This is a genomic window from Paenibacillus campi (genome assembly GCF_034659835.1).
Taxonomy (GTDB): domain Bacteria; phylum Bacillota; class Bacilli; order Paenibacillales; family Paenibacillaceae; genus Saccharibacillus; species Saccharibacillus campi.
On sequence record NZ_JAXSQZ010000009.1, the window covers coordinates 21,763 to 42,003 of the forward strand.

At 46.0% G+C, this 20,241-nt stretch carries 13 protein-coding genes; 5 read left to right on the forward strand and 8 right to left on the reverse strand.

The genetic code is table 11. The annotated features are described in order from the left end of the window. Nucleotides 1–656: 656 nt before the first annotated feature. Complete coding sequence (locus U1I11_RS18200; protein ID WP_322907556.1) at nt 657–1,124, forward strand: MarR family winged helix-turn-helix transcriptional regulator; 468 nt, start codon at nt 657–659, stop codon at nt 1,122–1,124. Nucleotides 1,125–1,221: 97 nt separating this feature from the next. Here the strand turns inward: U1I11_RS18200 and U1I11_RS18205 are convergent, their stop codons facing one another. From U1I11_RS18205 to U1I11_RS18220, 4 genes are all read right to left on the reverse strand, one after another. Then, nucleotides 1,222–2,979 (reverse strand): ABC transporter ATP-binding protein, encoded by a 1,758-nt coding sequence (locus U1I11_RS18205; RefSeq protein WP_322907557.1) that lies wholly within the window; start codon nt 2,977–2,979, stop codon nt 1,222–1,224. Beyond that, nucleotides 2,969–3,571, reverse strand: coding sequence for an ECF transporter S component (locus U1I11_RS18210; RefSeq protein WP_322907558.1), 603 nt, complete (start codon nt 3,569–3,571; stop codon nt 2,969–2,971). The genes U1I11_RS18205 and U1I11_RS18210 overlap by 11 nt, the downstream gene beginning before the upstream one ends. A gap of 101 nt (nt 3,572–3,672) precedes the next feature. Then, the gene (locus U1I11_RS18215) at nt 3,673–4,413 is read right to left on the reverse strand and encodes an energy-coupling factor transporter transmembrane component T family protein (RefSeq protein ID WP_322907559.1); all 741 of its coding nucleotides are present in this window, start codon (nt 4,411–4,413) and stop codon (nt 3,673–3,675) included. 360 nt (nt 4,414–4,773) lie between these two features. After that, the gene (locus U1I11_RS18220) at nt 4,774–5,109 is read right to left on the reverse strand and encodes a hypothetical protein (protein ID WP_322907560.1); all 336 of its coding nucleotides are present in this window, start codon (nt 5,107–5,109) and stop codon (nt 4,774–4,776) included. Nucleotides 5,110–5,405: 296 nt separating this feature from the next. Between U1I11_RS18220 and U1I11_RS18225 the strand changes: the two genes are divergently transcribed. Beyond that, nucleotides 5,406–5,885 carry a GAF domain-containing protein gene (locus tag U1I11_RS18225; protein WP_322907561.1) on the forward strand — a complete coding sequence of 160 codons (480 nt, stop codon included), beginning with the start codon at nt 5,406–5,408 and terminating at the stop codon, nt 5,883–5,885. A gap of 754 nt (nt 5,886–6,639) precedes the next feature. Here the strand turns inward: U1I11_RS18225 and U1I11_RS18230 are convergent. Beyond that, a complete protein-coding gene (locus tag U1I11_RS18230) occupies nt 6,640–7,326 on the reverse strand; it encodes a hypothetical protein (RefSeq protein ID WP_322907562.1) in 687 nt (228 codons plus the stop codon). A gap of 799 nt (nt 7,327–8,125) precedes the next feature. Here U1I11_RS18230 and U1I11_RS18235 point away from each other — a divergent pair. Beyond that, the gene (locus tag U1I11_RS18235) at nt 8,126–12,679 is read left to right on the forward strand and encodes a collagen binding domain-containing protein (RefSeq protein ID WP_322907563.1); all 4,554 of its coding nucleotides are present in this window, start codon (nt 8,126–8,128) and stop codon (nt 12,677–12,679) included. 367 nt (nt 12,680–13,046) lie between these two features. Here U1I11_RS18235 and U1I11_RS18240 read toward each other — a convergent pair whose 3' ends face one another. Continuing rightward, nucleotides 13,047–14,564 (reverse strand): dihydrolipoyl dehydrogenase family protein, encoded by a 1,518-nt coding sequence (locus U1I11_RS18240; RefSeq protein WP_322907564.1) that lies wholly within the window; start codon nt 14,562–14,564, stop codon nt 13,047–13,049. A 328-nt stretch (nt 14,565–14,892) separates the two neighbouring features. On the opposite strand from U1I11_RS18240, the gene U1I11_RS18245 reads away from it, so the two are divergent. Together U1I11_RS18245 and U1I11_RS18250 are read left to right on the forward strand one after the other, a co-directional pair. Continuing rightward, nucleotides 14,893–15,591: a hypothetical protein gene (locus tag U1I11_RS18245; protein ID WP_322907565.1), complete on the forward strand. Its 699-nt coding sequence runs from the start codon at nt 14,893–14,895 to the stop codon at nt 15,589–15,591. A gap of 331 nt (nt 15,592–15,922) precedes the next feature. Next, on the forward strand, nt 15,923–16,534 hold the full coding sequence (locus tag U1I11_RS18250; RefSeq protein ID WP_322907566.1) for a hypothetical protein: 612 nt from the start codon (nt 15,923–15,925) through the stop codon (nt 16,532–16,534). A gap of 185 nt (nt 16,535–16,719) precedes the next feature. Here the strand turns inward: U1I11_RS18250 and U1I11_RS18255 are convergent, their stop codons facing one another. Next, nucleotides 16,720–17,934, reverse strand: a complete 1,215-nt coding sequence (locus U1I11_RS18255) for an ROK family protein (RefSeq protein WP_322907567.1) — start codon at nt 17,932–17,934, stop codon at nt 16,720–16,722. A 933-nt stretch (nt 17,935–18,867) separates the two neighbouring features. Then, a complete protein-coding gene (locus tag U1I11_RS18260; protein WP_322907568.1) occupies nt 18,868–20,241 on the reverse strand; it encodes a hypothetical protein in 1,374 nt (457 codons plus the stop codon).

Consider the following 20,241-nt stretch of genomic DNA (forward strand, 5'->3'; position numbering starts at 1 on the left):
TTTGTGCAATTTTTATGTAAACGTTTTGTAAACGCAAATATTAGTTTACCCACATCCTATACACAAATTAGTACCAGATATTAAACGCTTACGCACAAGTTATTAACAAGTTATACACAGGCTGAGGATAGAATTCGGTAAAGCGACGTTGTAACTCACGAGGTGAAATATAATTATGCAATTATACATGTGTATAAAAAGTTGATACACTGCCATTTTATCCTCAGCCCATGTATAAACTGTGGATGTTATGCAAAAAAATGAGTTTAAAACTGCCCTTAACGATTTGTACACAGTGATATCCACAGCATTTATCCACTTTTCCACAGTGTATACACAGCTTGCACACAGGTATTTTCCAGTAAAATCGGCTGTACGAAAATCGAACGTCATTCATTTATCCACAACAAGCGTGCAGCGATTTAGCTCATCCAAAGATACGTTTTCGTTTATGATAAAATTCAAATTCGTTTTTAGACCGTTTACATGCAATTTAATCCTTAAATTTAATATTTAAAATGCTCGGCATTGTGACAAATCACACATTTTTTAGTTTGAATTGCAGGTAAGATAGAGATAGAACATACACATGATTAAACATTCGCCTCCATAGATTAAAAGCTGTTATAAATCGCTACAGAAAGGGTGACCGTACGATGATCAATATGTCTATGAACCACACCGAGCAGTCGATGCACTTGTACCGCGTTTTTGCTAAAGCGTTTAAAAGCTTAAGTGAGCATGCTGTTGCCGGAAGCAAAATTGAAGGTTTTAACTCTACCGCATTCTCTGTGATGGAAGTGTTGTATTTTAAAGGAGCACAGCCAATTCAGCAGATCGGAGCCAAACTGCTGCTGCAAAGCGGCAATGTGACGTATGTGATCGACAAGCTGGAACACGGCGGCTTGCTGCGCCGCCATCCATGCCCAACCGACCGCCGCGTCATCTATGCCGAACTGACCGATCAAGGACGCGCTATGATGGATGATATTTATCCTAAGTACGAAGAACGACTAAACTTTGCGCTCAGCGGATTGAATGTACAGGAGAAGGAGCAGATGATCTATCTGCTGAAAAAGCTCGGTATGGAAGCAGAACGTCTGTCACCGTCGATGCGTAAGTAAGTCACAGAGTTGCATGTAAAAGAAGGATGCCCGCTTGTTTGGGGGCATCCTGTTTGCTTTTGGATGTGTAGTTTGTATCTGTACTAGCATTATTCCATCATAACCGCTGCACAATCATCTTCCCTTGCTCCAACGTACAAATACAGGACGCATCACTCATGAACAACTCCGGTTCATGGGTAACCACGAGCAACGATGCCCCCCGGCGCAGTGCAGCACGGCATAACTCCAATAAGCGGGTAATCGTAAAATAGTCCGCTGCCGAGCCAGGTTCATCCAAAATGTACAATGGGCGTGCCAGCAAAAATTGTGCCGCCCCTGCCAGCAGACGCTTTTGCCCACCGCTCAGGCTGTACGGTGAAGCGTCACGCTGATCTAGCAAACCGATATGATGCAGCATCTGTTCCACCTGCATCCGGTACGCCTCCGGTAATGCATCACGGCGGCGCAAACGTAGCTCGGCACGCAGACCGAATACACATTCTTCCCATACAGTTGCCGCCACCCACTGGTAATCCGGGTGTTGAAACAAATAAGCGGTATCCTGTGCACGCCGCTCTAATCTATCTCGCGTCGTATCATGAGTGCCACGGTAGATCGTACCTGGTGGAGGCTGAAGCAGTCCGGTCAGCAAGCGGGTCAGCGTTGTTTTGCCGGAGCCGTTGGCGCCGCATAACAGTGTCATTTCGCCGGGAAATAGCTTTAGATTAATGTGCTGAAGCGCTGGCATATGTGCACCGACATACGTGTAACTTAAATTTCTCAGCTCTGCGATCGCCTGTGGTGGCTCTGCATGGAGTGACTCCGTATGCTGTGGTCGCTTTGCTTTTCCCGCTATTTCGGTAGCTGTCTGTTGCATGATTGCTGGTGCTGTTTTCGCTGCTAGCGCTGGCATCGGTTGTTGCCTTACTGCTGAAGTCGTTTCTTGCGCTGTTGCTAATGATGTTAGTTGTACGGTCGTCTTTGAAACGGTTTCTTCTATAGAAGCAGCTATGTGAGGAAAAGCTGTTTCCATAGATAATGTTTCACTGGATGTTGTTTCGATAAGCAGCGTTTCATTAAAACCATTTCCCATAGGCAAAATAAATAGCTGTTCCAACAATGCCGTATGCTGCGCTCGTATAGCGGATGGCACACCATCCAGCACTATTTTCCCCGCATGCAATACGATGACCCGATCTGCTGCATCTGCCAGTTCGTCCCAGCGTGCCGATGCGGTAACAAGCGTGTTGCCGTGATCATGCCAACGCGAGATCATTTTTGCCACACGCTGTCTACCAGCGGGATCAAGACTTGCCGCTGGTTCATCCAGCAGGAGCAATTCCGGTTCCATCGCCAACACCGCCGCCAGTGCAGTGCGTTGCCGCTGTCCGCCAGACAAACGATGCACCGCCTGTGAGCGCACATGTTCCAATTCTAGCTCAGCGGTCAGGCGATCGATTCGTTTGCCGATCTCGTCAGCACACAAACGCAAATTTTCCGGTCCAAACGCCAGCTCATCCTCCACCGTGCCTACGACCAGCTCGGCATCCGGGTCTTGCCCGAGCGTGCCGAGCACGTCCACCAGCTCACTGGGATGTGCCAATGCAGGATCGAATCCATGCACATGCACGACCCCATCACGCTGTCCGCCGGCAATGCGTGGAAACTGTCCGTTGATGAGGCGGCATACAGTAGATTTGCCGCTACCGCTCGCTCCGATCATCGCGACCCATTCGCCTGCCGCAACGGTCAACGACAGTGCTTGAATTGTCGGTGCGGTCGCTCCCTCATGTGTATATTGTACCTCTTTTAATAAAATTGCCGGTTGCGATAGCGCTGCCGTCGTCGACGATAGAGCACGTTTAACGTCCATTGGAAAATGCTGCAAAACGGCGTAACAGCCCTGTTTTACCGAGTGCCCGTGCCAGCCCAACGGTCAGCAAGCCACAGAGCAACATACCGCTTATTATGCGTACAACCATAGCAATCGCTAGTACAGCAAAGCCGAATTTGCTATAACCAAACAACTGAATCGCTACGACAAACCAGATCGGTACCATCGCACCACCAACGAGCATCATTACCGCCGGAGACCAGCTACGATAACGCAGCACCGCAAAAATAATCTCTGCAATTACCATATAACATACCGCCGCCGCCAGCGCCGAAATGATGCCGTATGATGTGCCGACAAAGCTTTGCACAAGCGCACCAAGCGCATACGTAATGACCGCTGTGCCTGGCTTGCGAATAATATAATAAGCGAGCAGTCCATATACCATATACAATCCGGTAATCGTCGAGGTGAGAATCGGTCCGCCCAGACTGCTAAGCAATTGATTCACCCCGGACATATACATCGTCATTACCGCATTGGCTGTAGCGAGCAATGCCATTAGTACGATGTCCATCGTTGTGAACGCTTGAAATGTTTTGTTCATTGTGTTCTGAATTGGGGTACTCATACATTCTCTCCTTGTGGCATGCCCTATAACATACCGATATTGTTAACCACGAATTATAATTTAGGTTAACAATTAAAAGAAGTCAATCTCTTTTTTCCGAGTTACAGTATAATACATGCCATGATCGTCAAGAGCAGACCGATCAGCATCGTCGGTAGCGCTGCTGCGGGAAGCACAAATGGACGATAAAACGTACGCTCCGGATACGCACCAAACCCCTTCGCATCCATCGCTCCAGCAATATGCTGAATCCGGCGCACTGCTCCAGTAAATACAGAGTCGAAATACTCACGCTGTTGCCGCATTGCCTCCAAGCCACGTCCACGACGCTGACCACGTAATGTACGTGCTGCCAGCGCAAGCTTTGCTTCCTCACGTAACAATGGCAAAAACGTTAGTGCCAATGCTAACCCATAGGCAAATCGATACGGCACCTTGAGCTGCTGCACAAGCGCACTGACGAGTTCCTGATAATCGGTAGTGAGCGATAATGCCGCAGACGTCATGCACAGGATGAAAATGCGCAATGTCATCACCGCCCCATAATCCAAACCGCCGGAAGTCATTTGCAACGCACCGGTTTGCCACAATACGACCCCACTGCGAACCGACAATAATGATAATACAAAATAAGGAATACCGATCACGAGCAGCAATTTGAATAGCGGACGACCGATCAACTGTCCTGATCCCCACCATATCGCCAGCCATACGACGGCAAACAGTACAAACTGCGGCAAAGCATGCCCAATATGCACAGCTAGCACCGATACATATAATAGCAGTACGATTTTGGTTAATGGGTCTATGCGGTATAACCATCTATGTTTTTGTGAATCCAAGCTTGCTCACTCCCTGTACGCAACAATCGGTGTTAGAATACCGCATGCCTGGCATTTACGCAATAGATACCCGGACAAGGCGAACAATCAATAGTGAAATCGACCATGAGCACATAGCATGTAAGCATACTCAAGCGCTGGTTAGATCGACAAACTGTAAATCCCCCCATAGACACCCAAAAAATGCGCGCACAAATACCAAAAACCGGTACCCGCCCTTATGGAACGAATACCGGCGACTTGCCAGCGTGAATACCAACCACATTATGTAACGTTATGCCCTTTGCAGTGGCAGCGCATAGGAAGACAGTCTGTCCGACAACAGACGCTGTTACACTTCAGTCTGCATCCGACAGACACTTAAACGACGACGGAAGATTGGGGCTTGGAAGAACGAGCACGTTCTGGCGCATTGCCGGTATTTGCTGGCACGACTTCACCGCACAGCATGGCAAGACGTTTGCGAATTTCGCGCAGTTCGCCGATACCGGTACCGGTAATACGGTATTCTTCACCGCTCACAGTTAGCATATTTTCGGCGGTCAAATGTTCAAGCTGCTGCTTGACCTCGCGATCACCTACACGATACCCCCAATTTTCCAGCACAGGCTGCATATCAGCAATCGTTAATTTATGTTGATTCGCCTGATGCAGCATATGAATCCGAATGAATAAATTTTGTACTTCTGCATGCATATCCGTTTTTCTCCTTCCAATCGACCCGTTGATATGGAGCTGAATAAACGTATAAATAACCGTAAACCGATTTGATTCAAGCTGTACTTACCCTCCTCGCCTGACAGGTAAACATATTTCTATCGCTTATTCCAAATTTTACCTTACATCATAAGTCAGCCGAATCGCCTTCATACCGCCAATTTTGGTCACTTCGCATTTGCAAAACAACGATGCAGCGGTATACTAGTTGGTGTATGTAACCAAGCGAATAAACCCGCTAGCAGCGCTAAATTTAAATGAAAAAGGTGATCTCCATGTTTGAAAATATAACGTATAGCGGCTCCCGTGAGCAGCAATATGCAACTGCACTTAGCCAGCTTAAAGGGCTAATTTATGACGAAAGCGACCGCATTGCTAATCTATCCAACGCCGCTGCGCTGTTGAAGCAGTTTCTACACGATACGAACTGGACTGGATTTTATTTGTATGATGGCACTGAGCTTGTATTAGGTCCTTTTCAAGGTTTGCCGGCATGTATTCGCATTCCGCTCGGCAAAGGGGTGTGCGGAACGGCTGCCGCCGAGCGTCGCACATTGCTGATCGCAGATGTGCATGAATTTCCGGGTCATATCGCCTGTGATGCGGCTTCCAACAGCGAGATCGTCGTTCCGCTTGTCCGTGGCGATGAGCTGATTGGTGTAATCGATATCGATAGCCCGCTTAAAAACCGTTTTGATGAGCAAGACCAGCAATTTTTGGAGCAATTCGCTGCTATTTTGCTGGAAGCGATCTAAACGTTTAACAGGGCACGTTTAAGCCGCAATACTTCGACTGAGATAAATTTGAATTTTAAAGCTCGCTTAAGCTGTTATAGATCAGACCGTCAGCACACCAGCTAAGTTAAAATTTAACTTGATCTTGATTTTAGTTTGTCCTGGTAGTCATTTAGTTATCATGCCTTATGTTAGCTCCGTTGATCGATAAGATGGTATCCTAGTAGGCTGTCTCAAATGAAAATTTTGTTTAAACGTCCCTAAATCGATTTAGCACCAACCCATTGTTAGATCGACAAACCGTCAATGTATTTGAGACAAGCTACTAGTAGCTTGTCCAAGTTAAATGTTAATTTTGACCATGCACTGTAATCCTGATAAATAATAGCTTGTTCCAGCTTCAACACTTAAATTATTCTCGGTCAAGGTACTAGCAGCTAATTAAGCCGTTTTTATACACCTATGAATATGGCGTCAACATGCTATCAATCGCTAACCTATACAGCGCATAACTAAATGACCGGATGTCCACGAGCTGTAATGCCCGTACGTTGTATAATAAAAAGCCATCGCTGCACCGTTATATGCGAATTCTCGCATTCGGTGTAGTGATGGCTTTTTCTTTGGGCAACAGCTATCGTTTGTCGTTTGAGCGTATATTCAGTATAGCCAGCGCTTGTCGTTATAAAACGCGGTAATAGCCGTTTCATAGTGCATCGTTCGCCTTAGCACTAGCGCGCCACGGTATAGCATAGTAAATGTTAGTCGCAATGGCTTAATCGCCTACACTACTGCCATCCTGATATTCGCCACGCACACGCACGACATTGCCGTCTTTATCCAAATCCAAGCGTACGGTTGTACCTACTGCACGCTCATTGGCTGGGCCGTCAGTGCCTTCAAAATCGGCTGCTTTTTTGTACGTTTTCTCATCTGTACCTTGTTTGATCGTTACTTGGGTAGCGGTCTCAGATACGAATTGTCCGACCATATCGCGCTGTGAATTGTCCATATCGTCCGCGTCTTTGGCAAGCTGTGCGGTAGCGATCGTACTATCTTGCGCATTTAAAGTTACACTGATTTGCTTACCGGGCAAATCGACCGATGTCGGTAAATCGGCTGCTGGTTCATATGAATTACTTTTCGGAATGACGAGCTGATTGCCATTCACATCAAGCGTCATCGTATCGCCATTTTCGGATACATATTTGCCGACCACATTATAATCCGAACTTGAATTGTCTTTATTCGGATCGGTGGAATATTGACGGAAGTCGCCTTCCAATGTTTGTGCATTCGTATTCGCCTGTCCAGTGTCGTCCGGCTTCGCCTCACTTGCGCTTTGCACGGACGCTGTTGGATCACTGCTCTGACTTTCATTTGTATTGGTGCTTCCGCATCCGGCAAGCACGCCTGACAACAGAACCGCCGCCGCAGTTCCCATCCATAATCGATTGTTCATTAGAAAAAGCTCCTCTCGCTAGTAATGTCCGTATTCGGAAACATGCTGCATCGCTCATATGACCTTATACCCCAAACACAGGTCTGTCCAAACCTGCAACTGAACGAATCGTCGCTCATGCTCGTTAACTATTCAACAAACTGTACACAATATAGGCAAGAAGAACTTTACTTTTGAGGATAAATGTATATTTTTTCCCATGTTTCACCATTAATAAAATTGTTTTATTAGTTCATGCGGCCGGGGAATAGTGTATGAATCATTGGGACTATGTAATAATTGGATATATTTGAAAAATATTGTATACTCATCGAGTGCTGTTATCCCACTCGATCTTTTATTTATTAAAGCGGCCGAATTCGAGTCATAACAATGCTTTTTGTCTGGATGATCCGTTGGCACGATCCATTTGGTACGTAAACATATGCTTTATAATTAACTATTGCAGTTACCAATGACATCACTACTCTTAGTACCCTATTAAGCGTCAAACTACTTAATCACTAACAATTATTTACTAAATTCATTACTTAGTATCTGCCCGGAATAATCCAAATAGAGTATAATCAAACTGTCACCTTACATTATTTAACTTATCTCGCTACTGTTGTATCATAACCGGTTACAGTTTAGTAGAAAAGTTAAATCGTTCACTCTCATTTTTCTTATCGCCGCGGCCGTAGCGATAGAGGATGAGGCGAAGCAGTTAAGTTGACCACGGCAGGATACTACGAAGAGAGGGGTTGCAAGGTTTTTGTTCAAGAGACTTAGTGTACTCACACTGGTCCTCGTTTTACTGATGACCACGGCCGCTATACCACTGGCGCATGCTGCAGACAATACTGCCAGCACTAGCAATACAGGCACCACTTCTAACACGACGAACAGCAGCACCAGCTCATCAGGCAATCCAGCTTCACCAACCGTACAATCCAACACCTATGGTAATGGATCAACTGGCTCGGGTACTTCAACCAATTCGGGCACTGCGCCGAATTCCGGTACTTCGACGACTTCTGATCCTAATGCCGCTGGTGGAACTAGCACGACAACGCCTGCAAGTACGGTTGTAACGACAACTCCCACGACTACACAGACCGTTGATCCTGCATTACTGGCGCAGTCCGCTGTCGCTCCAGCCGCTTCCACTTCAACCGCCCAAAAGAGCATTTTAACGGATGCTTATTTGACGGATGCAAATGGCAATGTGATCAAAGGCGACGGCACAGGGGCAGCAATTGACCCGAATGCACCGCTCAACCTGAACTACAAGTGGGCATTGCCGGACGATGGTTCTTACAAAGCCGGATCGACATTTGAATTCGATCTGCCGTCCAATTTCACGCTTTACAATGATATTAACAATGTATCGCTTGATTTTGGCAATCTATCTGTAGGTAGCTTTAACGCTACGCAAAGCGGCCATGTTACGGTCACTTTCAACTCTACGATAGAGCATTATTCAGACATTCATGGCACGATGCAGTTCCGTACTTCTCTGAGTCAGCAAACGGTTAGCGGCAGCACCGAAGTGAAAATTCCGGTGCCGCTTGGCGACAGCTCACAGTTTATCGTGATCTATTTGAAGCCAAACCAAGCTGCTGCGCTTAGCAAATACGGCAGATTGATGAGCACCAGCCAAATTAACTGGACAGTTGACGTAAACGCGACGAACGAAATGCTAACTAATGCGGTTCTGAGCGATCCGATGATGACTGGACTTAAGCTTGACCCGTCCAGTGTTAAGGTCTATGCGCTCACTGTAAATGTCGATGGCAGCAAAACTGCCGGTTCCCAGCTTAGTTCCGGGTATACGCTGACAGCAGACGATAGCCAGTTCAAACTATCGTTTGACAGTTCTACTCGCTCTGCTTACCGTGTGACGTACGCGACGACCATCACGGACAACACACAGTCCATATTCAAAAATACGGCAAGCTTGAGTAGCAACAGCGGCACTGTTACCGCTGATGCTCAAGTTACGGTGCGAAAGCAGATTTTGAGTAAAAAGGTTGAAAGCTATGACGCGACTACCGGAACGATTAACTGGTCAATCGGTTACAACTTGAACAAGCAGCAGATTTCGCAAACTCAAGCTGTATTGCAAGACCGCTTCGATAGCACACAACAACTCGTCAACGGTTCGATCAAAGTGTATGACAGCAACAACAATGTGCTGACCGAAGGCACGGACTACACGGTAACTGCAGTCGCTCCGCAAAATGGTATTACCGGCTTCAATCTGCAATTTGCGAAGGATGTTCAATCATCCTACACGATCAAATACAGTACGACGCCGGTCGGACAGATCATTCAGAACGGAACAGTTACTAATAAAGTGACGGCAAACGGTACTAGTGCTACAGCTAGCCAAACACTCAAAGGTCTTACGTTCAAAAAAGATTTGACTGATGCCAACTATATCGATAAAACCGCTAGTTGGAAGCTGACTTTTAACAGTCAGAAACAAGCATTACAAAACACCATCATCGAAGATCAATTCCCGAATGGTGGGCTTGAACTTCTGCCTACTTCGTTAAAAGTGAGCAGAGCGGATGGCAGTGATTATCCGTCCGGTAATTATACCGTGTCGGTAACGGATGTTCGTGCAGGCTTCAAAATTACCTTTAATCAGCCGCCAACCGAACCACTGACTATTACGTATCGAACTACATTTAACGAAGATTGGAAAAAGGCTAAGTCCGATCTGTCTTATCAAAACGTCGCTGCTTTGTACTGGACCGAAAATGGCAAAACGATGACCATCCCAAGCGAAGCTCGCTTCTGGCCGGATGATCTGACTGTGCATAACGGTGCCAAAGAAGGCTCGTACAATGCGGTAACGAAGGAAATTACCTGGGTTATCAAAATGAATTACAACAACAAGACGCTGACCAATGCGGTGCTGAGCGACGCGATTCAAGCAGGACAAACGTATGTGCCAGGTTCGCTTGGCGTATATAATATGACATTGCTTGGCTGGTGGAATGGTGTTCAGCAAGGTGCAGTCGTCAATCCATCCGCGTATACGGCAACAACACCAGCGGTTGGAACGAATGGCGGAACTGTACAGGTAAGTTTTGCTAATCCAATCAACTCCGCGTACTGGATCACATTCAAAACAACACTGAACGGACAGGTTATTCCGAAAAGTGTAAGCAATACCGCAACGCTCAAAGCTAATGAAGGCAATTATTCATGGTCAGCTAATGTGAATATTCCTAATGGCGGCGAGTATGTAAGCAAATCGGGTGTACAAAATGGCGGCAACATCGATTGGACGATTAACATTAATGCCGGACAATCGTATGTGGAAAATGCCAAAATTTTGGACACGCCAACACCGAATCAGATTTTGCTCACGAATTCATTTCATCTGTATGCCGCTACAGTAGCCGCAGATGGCTCATTGACTCGTGGCGCTGAAGCCGTTCAAGGGACAGACTATAAATTGTCTGTCATTCCGGGCACACCGGAGAAATTTGAACTATCTTTTAACAATCCGATTCAATCGCCTTATGTGCTTAAATATTCAACACTGATTACTGCCGCCGATCGGGCGACAGTTAGCAACAGTGTGCAATTCACCGGTAATGGCGTTACGACCGGAACGGTGAAAACGAGCAAAGACATTATCGTTCGCATTTCGTCCGCTAGCGGTACAGGCTCGGGTGCAGTCGGCAATTTGCTCCTGAACAAAGTGGATAGCGCGGATGCTTCTGTCACATTGGCAGGCGCGGTATTCCAACTGCAAGACAGCGCAGGTTTGCGTAAACCTGTACAATTGACAACGGACGCACAAGGACGAGCGTTGTTTACGAACCTTCTGTATGGTACGTACTCCTTGAAGGAGATTACTGCTCCTTCAGGTTATGCACTTGACCCTACTGTGCGTACAGTGAAGATTGATGCAGCAAGCCAGCAATCCGGTGCGCTTACGATCACACTGACCAATACGAAAGCGGTTGGCAGTCTGCTCGTACACAAAGTCGATAGCGCGGATGCTACTGTCTCATTGGCAGGTGCGGTATTTAAACTACAAGACAGTGCGGGTTTGCGTCCGTCTGTGACCGTGGCTACGTACGCACAAGGGGATGCGCTGTTTACGAACCTTCCGTACGGCACGTACAATTTGCAAGAAGTTACCGCTCCAACAGGTTATGTGCTTGATCCTACCGTACATTCGGTGACGATCGATGCGACCAATCAACAATCCGGTCCATTTAAGATCACACTGACTAATGCCAAAGCGGTTGGCAGTCTGCTCGTACACAAAGTGGATAGCGCGGATGCTACTGTCTCACTGGCAGGTGCGGTATTTAAACTGCAAGACAGTGCGGGCTTGCGTCCGTCTGTGACCGTGGCTACGTACGCACAAGGGGATGCGCTCTTTACGAACCTTCCGTACGGCACGTACAATTTGCAAGAAGTTACCGCTCCAACAGGTTATGTGCTTGACCGTACCGTACATTCGGTGACGATCGATGCGACCAATCAACAATCCGGCCCGCTTACGATCACACTGACTAATGCGAAAGCGGTAGCTAGCCTGCGCGTACACAAAGTCGATAGTCTGGATGGCAATGTTTCGCTGGCAGGCGCAGTATTTAAGCTGCAAGATAGTGCAGGTTTACAAGTCCCTGTAACCCTCACTACTAATGCACAAGGGGAAGCGCTCTTTACGAACCTTCCATATGGCACATACAACTTGCAGGAGATGACCGCTCCGACAGGATATGTGCTTGACTCTACTGTCCATTCGATTACAATTAATGCAACGACGTTGAAAGGTAGTACCGGTCTTCAGCTTACGCTGACCAATACGAAAACGTCGGTGATTGTGCCACCACCAACATCAACACCGACAGTAACACCAGACAGAAAAAGACCAAATCCAACGACGCCTTCAGGTAATGCATCACCTGGCGCTACGGATCCGACGATTACAATTCCGGACAATCCTGTACCACAAGGTACGGTGACACCGCAACAATCGTCGGTGCCTCCGGCAGATGAAACGAAAACGCCGGACGTGACCATTCCGGATGATCCTGTTCCACAAGGAACAACGACGCCGGACAAAACACCGGATGTTACGATTCCAGACGATCCGATTCCGCAAGGAACGACGACGCCGGACAAAACACCGGACATTACAATACCAGATGACCCCATTCCACAAGGAACAACTCCTGCTACACCAGTCCATACTCCATCGGTGTCTATGTTGCCAAAAACCGGCGAAGATAGCAATGCACCGTACTGGTTAGCTGGAACTTCATTACTTGCTCTGGGCATCTTGCTTAACCGTCTCAATAGCAAAAAAGCACGCACAGGCGATAAATCGAAATAAATCATTTCGATCTGCGACACCGATAGCAAGGTAATTTCATTACTGCTGCGGTGCGTGATCCCTGAATCGTGGCAAAATCCCCCTTGCATCTTATGCAAGGGGGATTTTGTGCTGTAAAAACGTTCGATTGGGCTAGGTGAAATAGTAGGCTGACCGCGCTACATATGGAGTTTAATGTCGTCTATAGATGATATGGTGCTCAATCAAACACGATTTTCACTTGAGGCAGCAGATGGTGCTCGCGCTGCTCCCGATCGGCTTTGCTCCATGTTGCGCTTTGCCTTGTTAGTACCACTGTGATGTACATAATGCTGCATTAGCTTTATTTTCCGATATAAGCGATCTGCATCGGTAGCCACATTGCCGATCAGTCGTTTAACGCTAACATATAACCAAGGTCAGAAGCTGCTGTCGGGTAAGCGTAAATGACACTTTTAAGCTGATCAACGGTCAGTTTGAGTCGAATCGCTACTGCAAAATGATTAATAAGTTCGTCTGCTGCACTGCTCAACAGATGGGCGCCAAGCACGGTACGTTTTTGCTTGTGCACAATCACTTTGGCGAGTGCTGTTCGTTCGCCGGTATGTTTGTACGTATACCAGGATGACATATCATAACTTTGGATGCTCACCTCATCCCCTAGCTTGCGAGCATCGTGCTCGGACATACCGACGGTAGCGAGGCGTGGCATCGTAAATGCTACACTAGGAATTTCAGCATATTCCGTAGTTTGCGAATGACCGTGCAACATATTATGTGCCGCGATCCGACCTTCCAAGCCGGCGATCGGTGTTAATGGTAGTCCTGGCGAAGCGGCGCAATCGCCGGCAGCATACACATACGGGTTGCTGACACTTTGCAAATATTGGTTTACAGCGATGCCTTGTTTGCCATATTCGACATTACTTTGTTCCAATTCCAGCTTATAAATATTCGGTCTGCGTCCGGCTCCATGTACAACAAGCCCACAATACAGTTGCAATCGCTCCGATGTGTCCGCAGCAGTAGTGGAGGATGGATCGTTTACTAGCGGATTGGAGTCGTCTGCTGGCGGCTCTTGTGGCGTCGCATCGTTGTCTTTATAGCGTGCCGTTATACGATACAGCGATGGATTCGGCTCGGCAATCGATGTCGATGCGGAAACGGTCATGTTTGTATGATCGGCAGATGCGTCAGCGTTCAGTTGTTCAATCGATTCCAGCTCAACATTTAAATGCACATCAATCCCGATCTGCCTGGAGTAATCCACCAATGCATCGACCTGCTCGGGATCGAATCCTTGGAGCGGACGATCACTGCTATGCAAAATATGCACTTTGGCTCCCGCACGAGCCGCAATATGCGCAAACTCAAATGAAATATACCCGCCACCGACAAAGACGATCTCCTGCGGCAGACGATCCAGTTCCAGAAAGCCGTCGCTGTTTGTCATATACTGTTCTCCAGCGATCGCTAATGGAGCAGGTTCAGCACCGGTAGCGATCAAAATATAGCGTCCAGTCAATGTTTGCCCATCGACCTCAATCGTATGCGTATCGGTAAAATGCGCTTGTCCATGCCATGTATGAATCCCTGCTGCTTGCAGCTTTTGCTCATGCGCTTCTGGCATCGGGTCGGTAAATGTACGCTTAAATGCTATCAAATCCGACCAATCGATCACCGCAGATACATCGATGCCTTTGCCACGCATCCGCGCTGTTCGATCTACCAGATCAGCGGCTCCGACAAGTATCTTTTTCGGATCACAGCCGCGCAGTGCACAGGTGCCGCCATATTCCCGTTCATCGATAATCGCGACTTCCCAGCCTTGTTCACGGCATAGCTGTGCAGCAGATGCGCCTGCGCTTCCGGTTCCAATTACGATCAGATCATAGCTTGTTGTCATTATGGATCGCCCCGTTCCATGTAAAATAGTAATAAGCTCTATCTACTTCTTAACCTTGAACGTTACTGGGCAATCCGTATATAACAGGCAGACTGCTGATTGAGAAGATAGTGCGGTAAAGCTGCCACTGTTCTGATTTACAATTAAACGTATAGGACTGCAATAACGATTAGATCGGTATAAATATGCGACTATTCAACCAATTTAAGAAATTACCATTCTAATATTCCATTTATTGTAATTTATAATTTTTTTGTGCTTTCTTTTGCGACTATGCCGTGTTACATTGAAAAAAATTGACCAAAATACAGATTAGAGGGGGTTTACCATGAAAAAATTATGGCTTACACTCACGATGACTGCTGTATTTGCCGGAGCTAGTTCCCTTTCTGCCGTTCCGACTTTTGCCGCTGCAAGCGATGACACGCCGAACGGAACGTACACGATGAATTTGAATGATGATACGAATACAGATGGTGATGTGGAGGATGACACGTATAGCGACGATAACGGATCGGATCAGATCGACCCCGCCTTATTAAAAGAAGCCGATCAATTCGACGAGTATTTGTGGCAGTTGGCTGATGTGTTACAGTACGAGGATACAGCATGGGCAGCTTACCATACAAACGATCATGTGAGCGCTATCAATCGGAAGCAGGAATACCAGCTAATGACGTATACCGTCATCCCGAACTATACTAAATTTTTATCCAAACTGAAGCAGATTAAGCCGGAAAATGCCGAAGTCGCCAAAATTCATACCCAGTATGTAAAAAGCGCTTCCGCTAATTTAGAAGGCTTTATGCTGTACAAAAAGTATGTTTCTTCCGCGAAAAGAAATGACCAGTTGCTCAAGCAAGTGCAAGCCAAGATGGACAAAGGCAGTGCGCTGCTTGACCAATATTATAGCGATATCGACGAATATTCGGTGCGCTTTGACGCATTGTACACCGGTGAAGAAGGTGCTGAGGATGAGCCTGCTGGCGATGATACCGAGCAGAGTTCGCTCGACGATTTCATTTAATCGTTTGAGGGCGTATATGTAAGCTTTTGGGCGGTGGCAATTACAATTCATACGTATCATAAAGTGTACGTTCCAGCCTAGCAGTTGGCATATCCATCCGGATTCGATCATTTGTATCCCGTTCATTTTACAAATTATAGGTGTAATTGTTACACCGATCCAAACTATTATAAAGCAGCGGAATGCTTCGGCAGCAGCAGTATAATTGCCCTGGTGTTCCGCTGTTATAATTTTAGCTAGCAACTATAACGAACTTCGTATACTATCTATATAACACGTTTTACTTTACCTACTTACCTATCCCCTTATACATTAAAGGAGTTATTAAACAATGAAAAAGAAACTCGCTCTGCTCATCGCATTAACCGTTATGCTTGGACTCGCTTCCCCTGCTGCTGCACCATTTGCACAAGCAGCGTCTACTACAACGAAGACTGCATCTGCCACAAGTAATAACACAAATAAAACCGCACAGCCGAATACAGCTACCGGCTCCACTGCAACTGGAGAAGAAGATGATCTGGACCCAGCATTGCTCGCTGAAATGCAAGTGTTCGTCGATTATGCAGCACAGATCAAACCGCTTAATACGTATAGTGACAAAGCGTCTGCCGCATTGCAAACATTACCTGATATCACTGCCAAAAATCGCAAACAAGTGTATGCGATCTTAACGAATACCGTAGTTCCAAACTGCACCAAACTTGTCGCTGGTTTAAAAAAGATCAAGCCAAACAATGCCGAACTAGCACAAATTCATGCCCAGTTTGTTAAAGCGAATGTACTGCAACTGGAAGGTGTCACACTGCTGCAAAAATATGCAGCCAGCACTAAGCTGAATGTTAGTCTGCTGAGCCAAGCGGGCACTAAATTCAAATCAGCTGCAACATTCGCCTCTGCTTATGAACAAGCGATCAACAAGTATGCCGCTAAATTCAACTAATGTACCACTGCTATATGCCGATGAATCACGGTTAAGCTACCGGCTTCTTTAGCTCAAACGAAACGATAGGCTAACACCAAACAGCCGCTCCGGTCGCCATTTAGTGGCTATAACCGGAGCGGCTGTTATTTGTTTTCCGAGCTTTCATTTTGCCAACATCCTCATTAATGTTGCCAACATCGTAATTACATATCCATCCGTTCCAACACCATCACCGCCGCGCCAACGGATACGGCATGCTCTTGCAAATAGCCGCGTGAAAATTGCGGATATGTCGCTGGCTCGCCATAAATTTGCTGGCGAGCCACATGGACAGCGGTATCATAATAATCGGGGGCTGCCCCAATAAGAGCGCCGCCGAGAATGACGCGTTCCGGTTGTAATGTGTTGACCAAATTGGCAAGCCCGATGCCCATATAGCTTGCCGAACGATGGAACAGTTCTTGTAAACCCGCTTCGCCTTGCTGCAAACGAGTTGTCAGTCGCTGCCAATCGAGCATATCGATCGGACCAATCGGTTCTGCCGCCTGAACGTGGGATCGATCCTGCCCTAGTCCTATACGGCTATGCTGACGCGCTTGCTGTTCCAGCGCTTGAATCGAGGCATACGCTTCCAGCGCGCCATAATTACCTTGCTCATGCAGACGTGCGCCGCCTGCTTCCACGATCATTTGCCCGACTGCGCCTTCTTTGTCTACCGCGCCACGCATGAGCCGTTCATCTGACAAATAAGCGGAACGAATGCCCATCCCGGCGTTCACATACAATACATGACGTACATTGTCTTCACGCATCGCCCAATATTCGCCTAACAGCGCCGTATTAGTACCGTTATCAAGCAAGGCTGGCAATTCGGTGCGTTCATGTAGCAAACGGCAGATCGGCACCTGTTGCCAGCCTTGTGCATTAAAATAGAGCGGACGGTGAATCATACCGGTTTCATGATCAAGCGGGCCGACTGCGCCGACGCCGATGCCCATAATACGGCGGCGACTCATATGCCGTTCCGCCAGCACCTGCTCAATTTGCTGCCCCACTTCTTCGACCAGTTTCTCCGGTGTCATACTTTCGTCCATCGACCAGCGATAGGAGAACAACGTGTTCATCCGCAAGTCGTATAATCCAAGCACCGAATATACCCGCGAAATGTCCAAACCAAAAATATAACGGTTATGCGCATTTATCCGATACAATACCGGCTTGCGTCCGCCTGTCGACTGCCCTAAGCCGGATTCCACAATCCAGCCTTCATGCAGCAATTCATCAAGTACCCGATTCAAACTGCTGCTCGTAATATCGATATCTTTCATTAATTCAAGCTTGGAAACGTCATCCTGTGCAGCAATGCGCTCATACGTTTGCCGCTTTAACGTTTTGGCTGTAGTCTGATACACAATCATTCTCCCTATAGAGTGCATAATAAAGTTATAGCGTAGCATAAACCGATTTACAGGCAAGCGATGAAAAAACACCTATATTGAATGAAATGGACACAAGCTATGGGCTACTAGATTTGATTTCTGGTTGCTATCGTTAGCAAACAAACTCGAATTCACTTCAACACCCCTACGAATTATCGTCAAAGTAGTTACATGTCAGTTTCATTATAAGGTGAACGGTATCGCTTACTCCATTGTATCTGTCCAATGATCGAATAACTACCTTGGAAATAAATATAGATTCCCGTGTTTGAAAGCTCCAAACACTAGAGGTAAGGTATTTTGCTACGCAAAAACCTTTTTTCATTGCACCTCGTGTTTGAAGAACGCAAACACTAGAGGTAAGGTATTTTGCTACGCAAAAACCTTTTTTCATTGCACCTCGTGTTTGAAGAACGCAAACACTGAAGTCCGTCCTTCCCCCTTATTTCCTTCCCGCAGTGAAGTGCTGCTCGCAGCCTACGAGTTTGCGTATACGCTCTAGTAGTTTGTCTCAGATACATTCATAGTATATCGATCTCATCATGACTTGATCACAAACGCGTTTAAGTACATGCAAACCTGATTTTCATTTGAGACAGCTTAAATTCAGTGCCTGATTCACTCCATCTTATGAAAGATACACTGGAATCATAGCATGAGAACATCGCTGCTATGCGATATTAAACATCCTATTTAACGCGGTCAAGCTACTAGCTAGCGATAGAACTTCATGCCAAAACCGCCTTCTCTGAAGTGAGAACAGGCGGTTTGGTGATCACATTTGCAGCTTGCCAGCACCGACACTGACAACGATAACATACGGTTTGCTACCATCATAAGATCGGTATATCGCAATAAGATCGGGATATCACAATAAATGAGTGAACTACAGTGTACAGTATCGCAACTGTTTTATAACGACTTGGATACTTTTTGGCTGCGATCCCATCTTTTTTTTAAACTCATTAATTTGATACGGTATCTGCCTTGGTGTTTGGAATGATCCATCAGGTGATGCAAAGTGATGACGCGTAATTGCGGATGCGTTGATATATCGTTTTTGGTATTGGCTCCGCCATAATACATCGCTTTTCTTAATATACTCAACTTCTGCTCCAATGTGAATTGTTCGATATTCATAGCTAATTGCTGATAATACGAACTGGCAGCCGTTTTGGCAATCACTTCTCTATACTTAAATACGAGCATCGCAATCGCAGAGCAAATGGAGAAAGGTGCTAAACTTAGCTTAAATGTCTGTTCAAAAAATGTGGTGAATCCTTCTAATTCATTTAATTGCGGCTGATTGACTTCATTCGCATACTCAAAAAAGCTTTTTCCAAAACTAAGATTACTTTTCATATAAGTAAACACATATTCTGCTATATCTTTAAAATAAATAATGCTGCTAATCGATATAAGTGCAAATATGCCTATTACCAATTCAAGTGCAAGCCGACTACGTTCGAGCTTATATAACGGCTGATTATACGCATAAATAATTTGCAATAACGATGAGGCGAATATACTAATAACCGGCAATTCATATTGCAAACCAATGTCAAAAAAAACATACACAACTCTGTCCAAACTGTTATTGAACAGCGGTACATCGCCTGCTTGTATTTTCACAAAATCAATCACAAACAAAGCAACTAACAATGGAATGATCGGATTAGTGAATAACAACAACAGCATCAACACCGATACATGATTCACTTTAATACAAAAATACATAAAAAATCGGGTACCTATATAAAAAAACAAATAAGCTCCGATGGAATCGATAAGCAGGCTTTTTGCTTTTACAATCGATAACGGTTGACATAAAACGATAATTAAAACCGTTACATATAAACCGATGATCACCAAATTGAACGTCAGTTTTAAAAATGTTCGGTTCACTATGATCCTTTGCTTCCGGTCATACAGATCATTATTGTAAAGCAAACGCTGATGCGTGGACACCACACGCTTTTGTTGACAAAATCGTCCGAGTTGTTTCCACATCAAACGAGACATAATAATTAATACGACTGGCGCAATAATAACAAACCATATAAACGGCTTATCAATCAAAGCGATGGGGATTAGTATTAATGCCCATTTTAATAGTTCAAGCAATAATTTACTCATGATTTTATTTTTTCCAATATCAGCAGGCAGTCGGAGTAGATCGGTTTTTCTTAATCCGGAATCAGCAAACCAAATTAGGGACAAGCATGTAGCCTCTATTTTTTGGAACAGTGTGATGAATGTATTGATTTTGTTGCGTATAAAATTCAT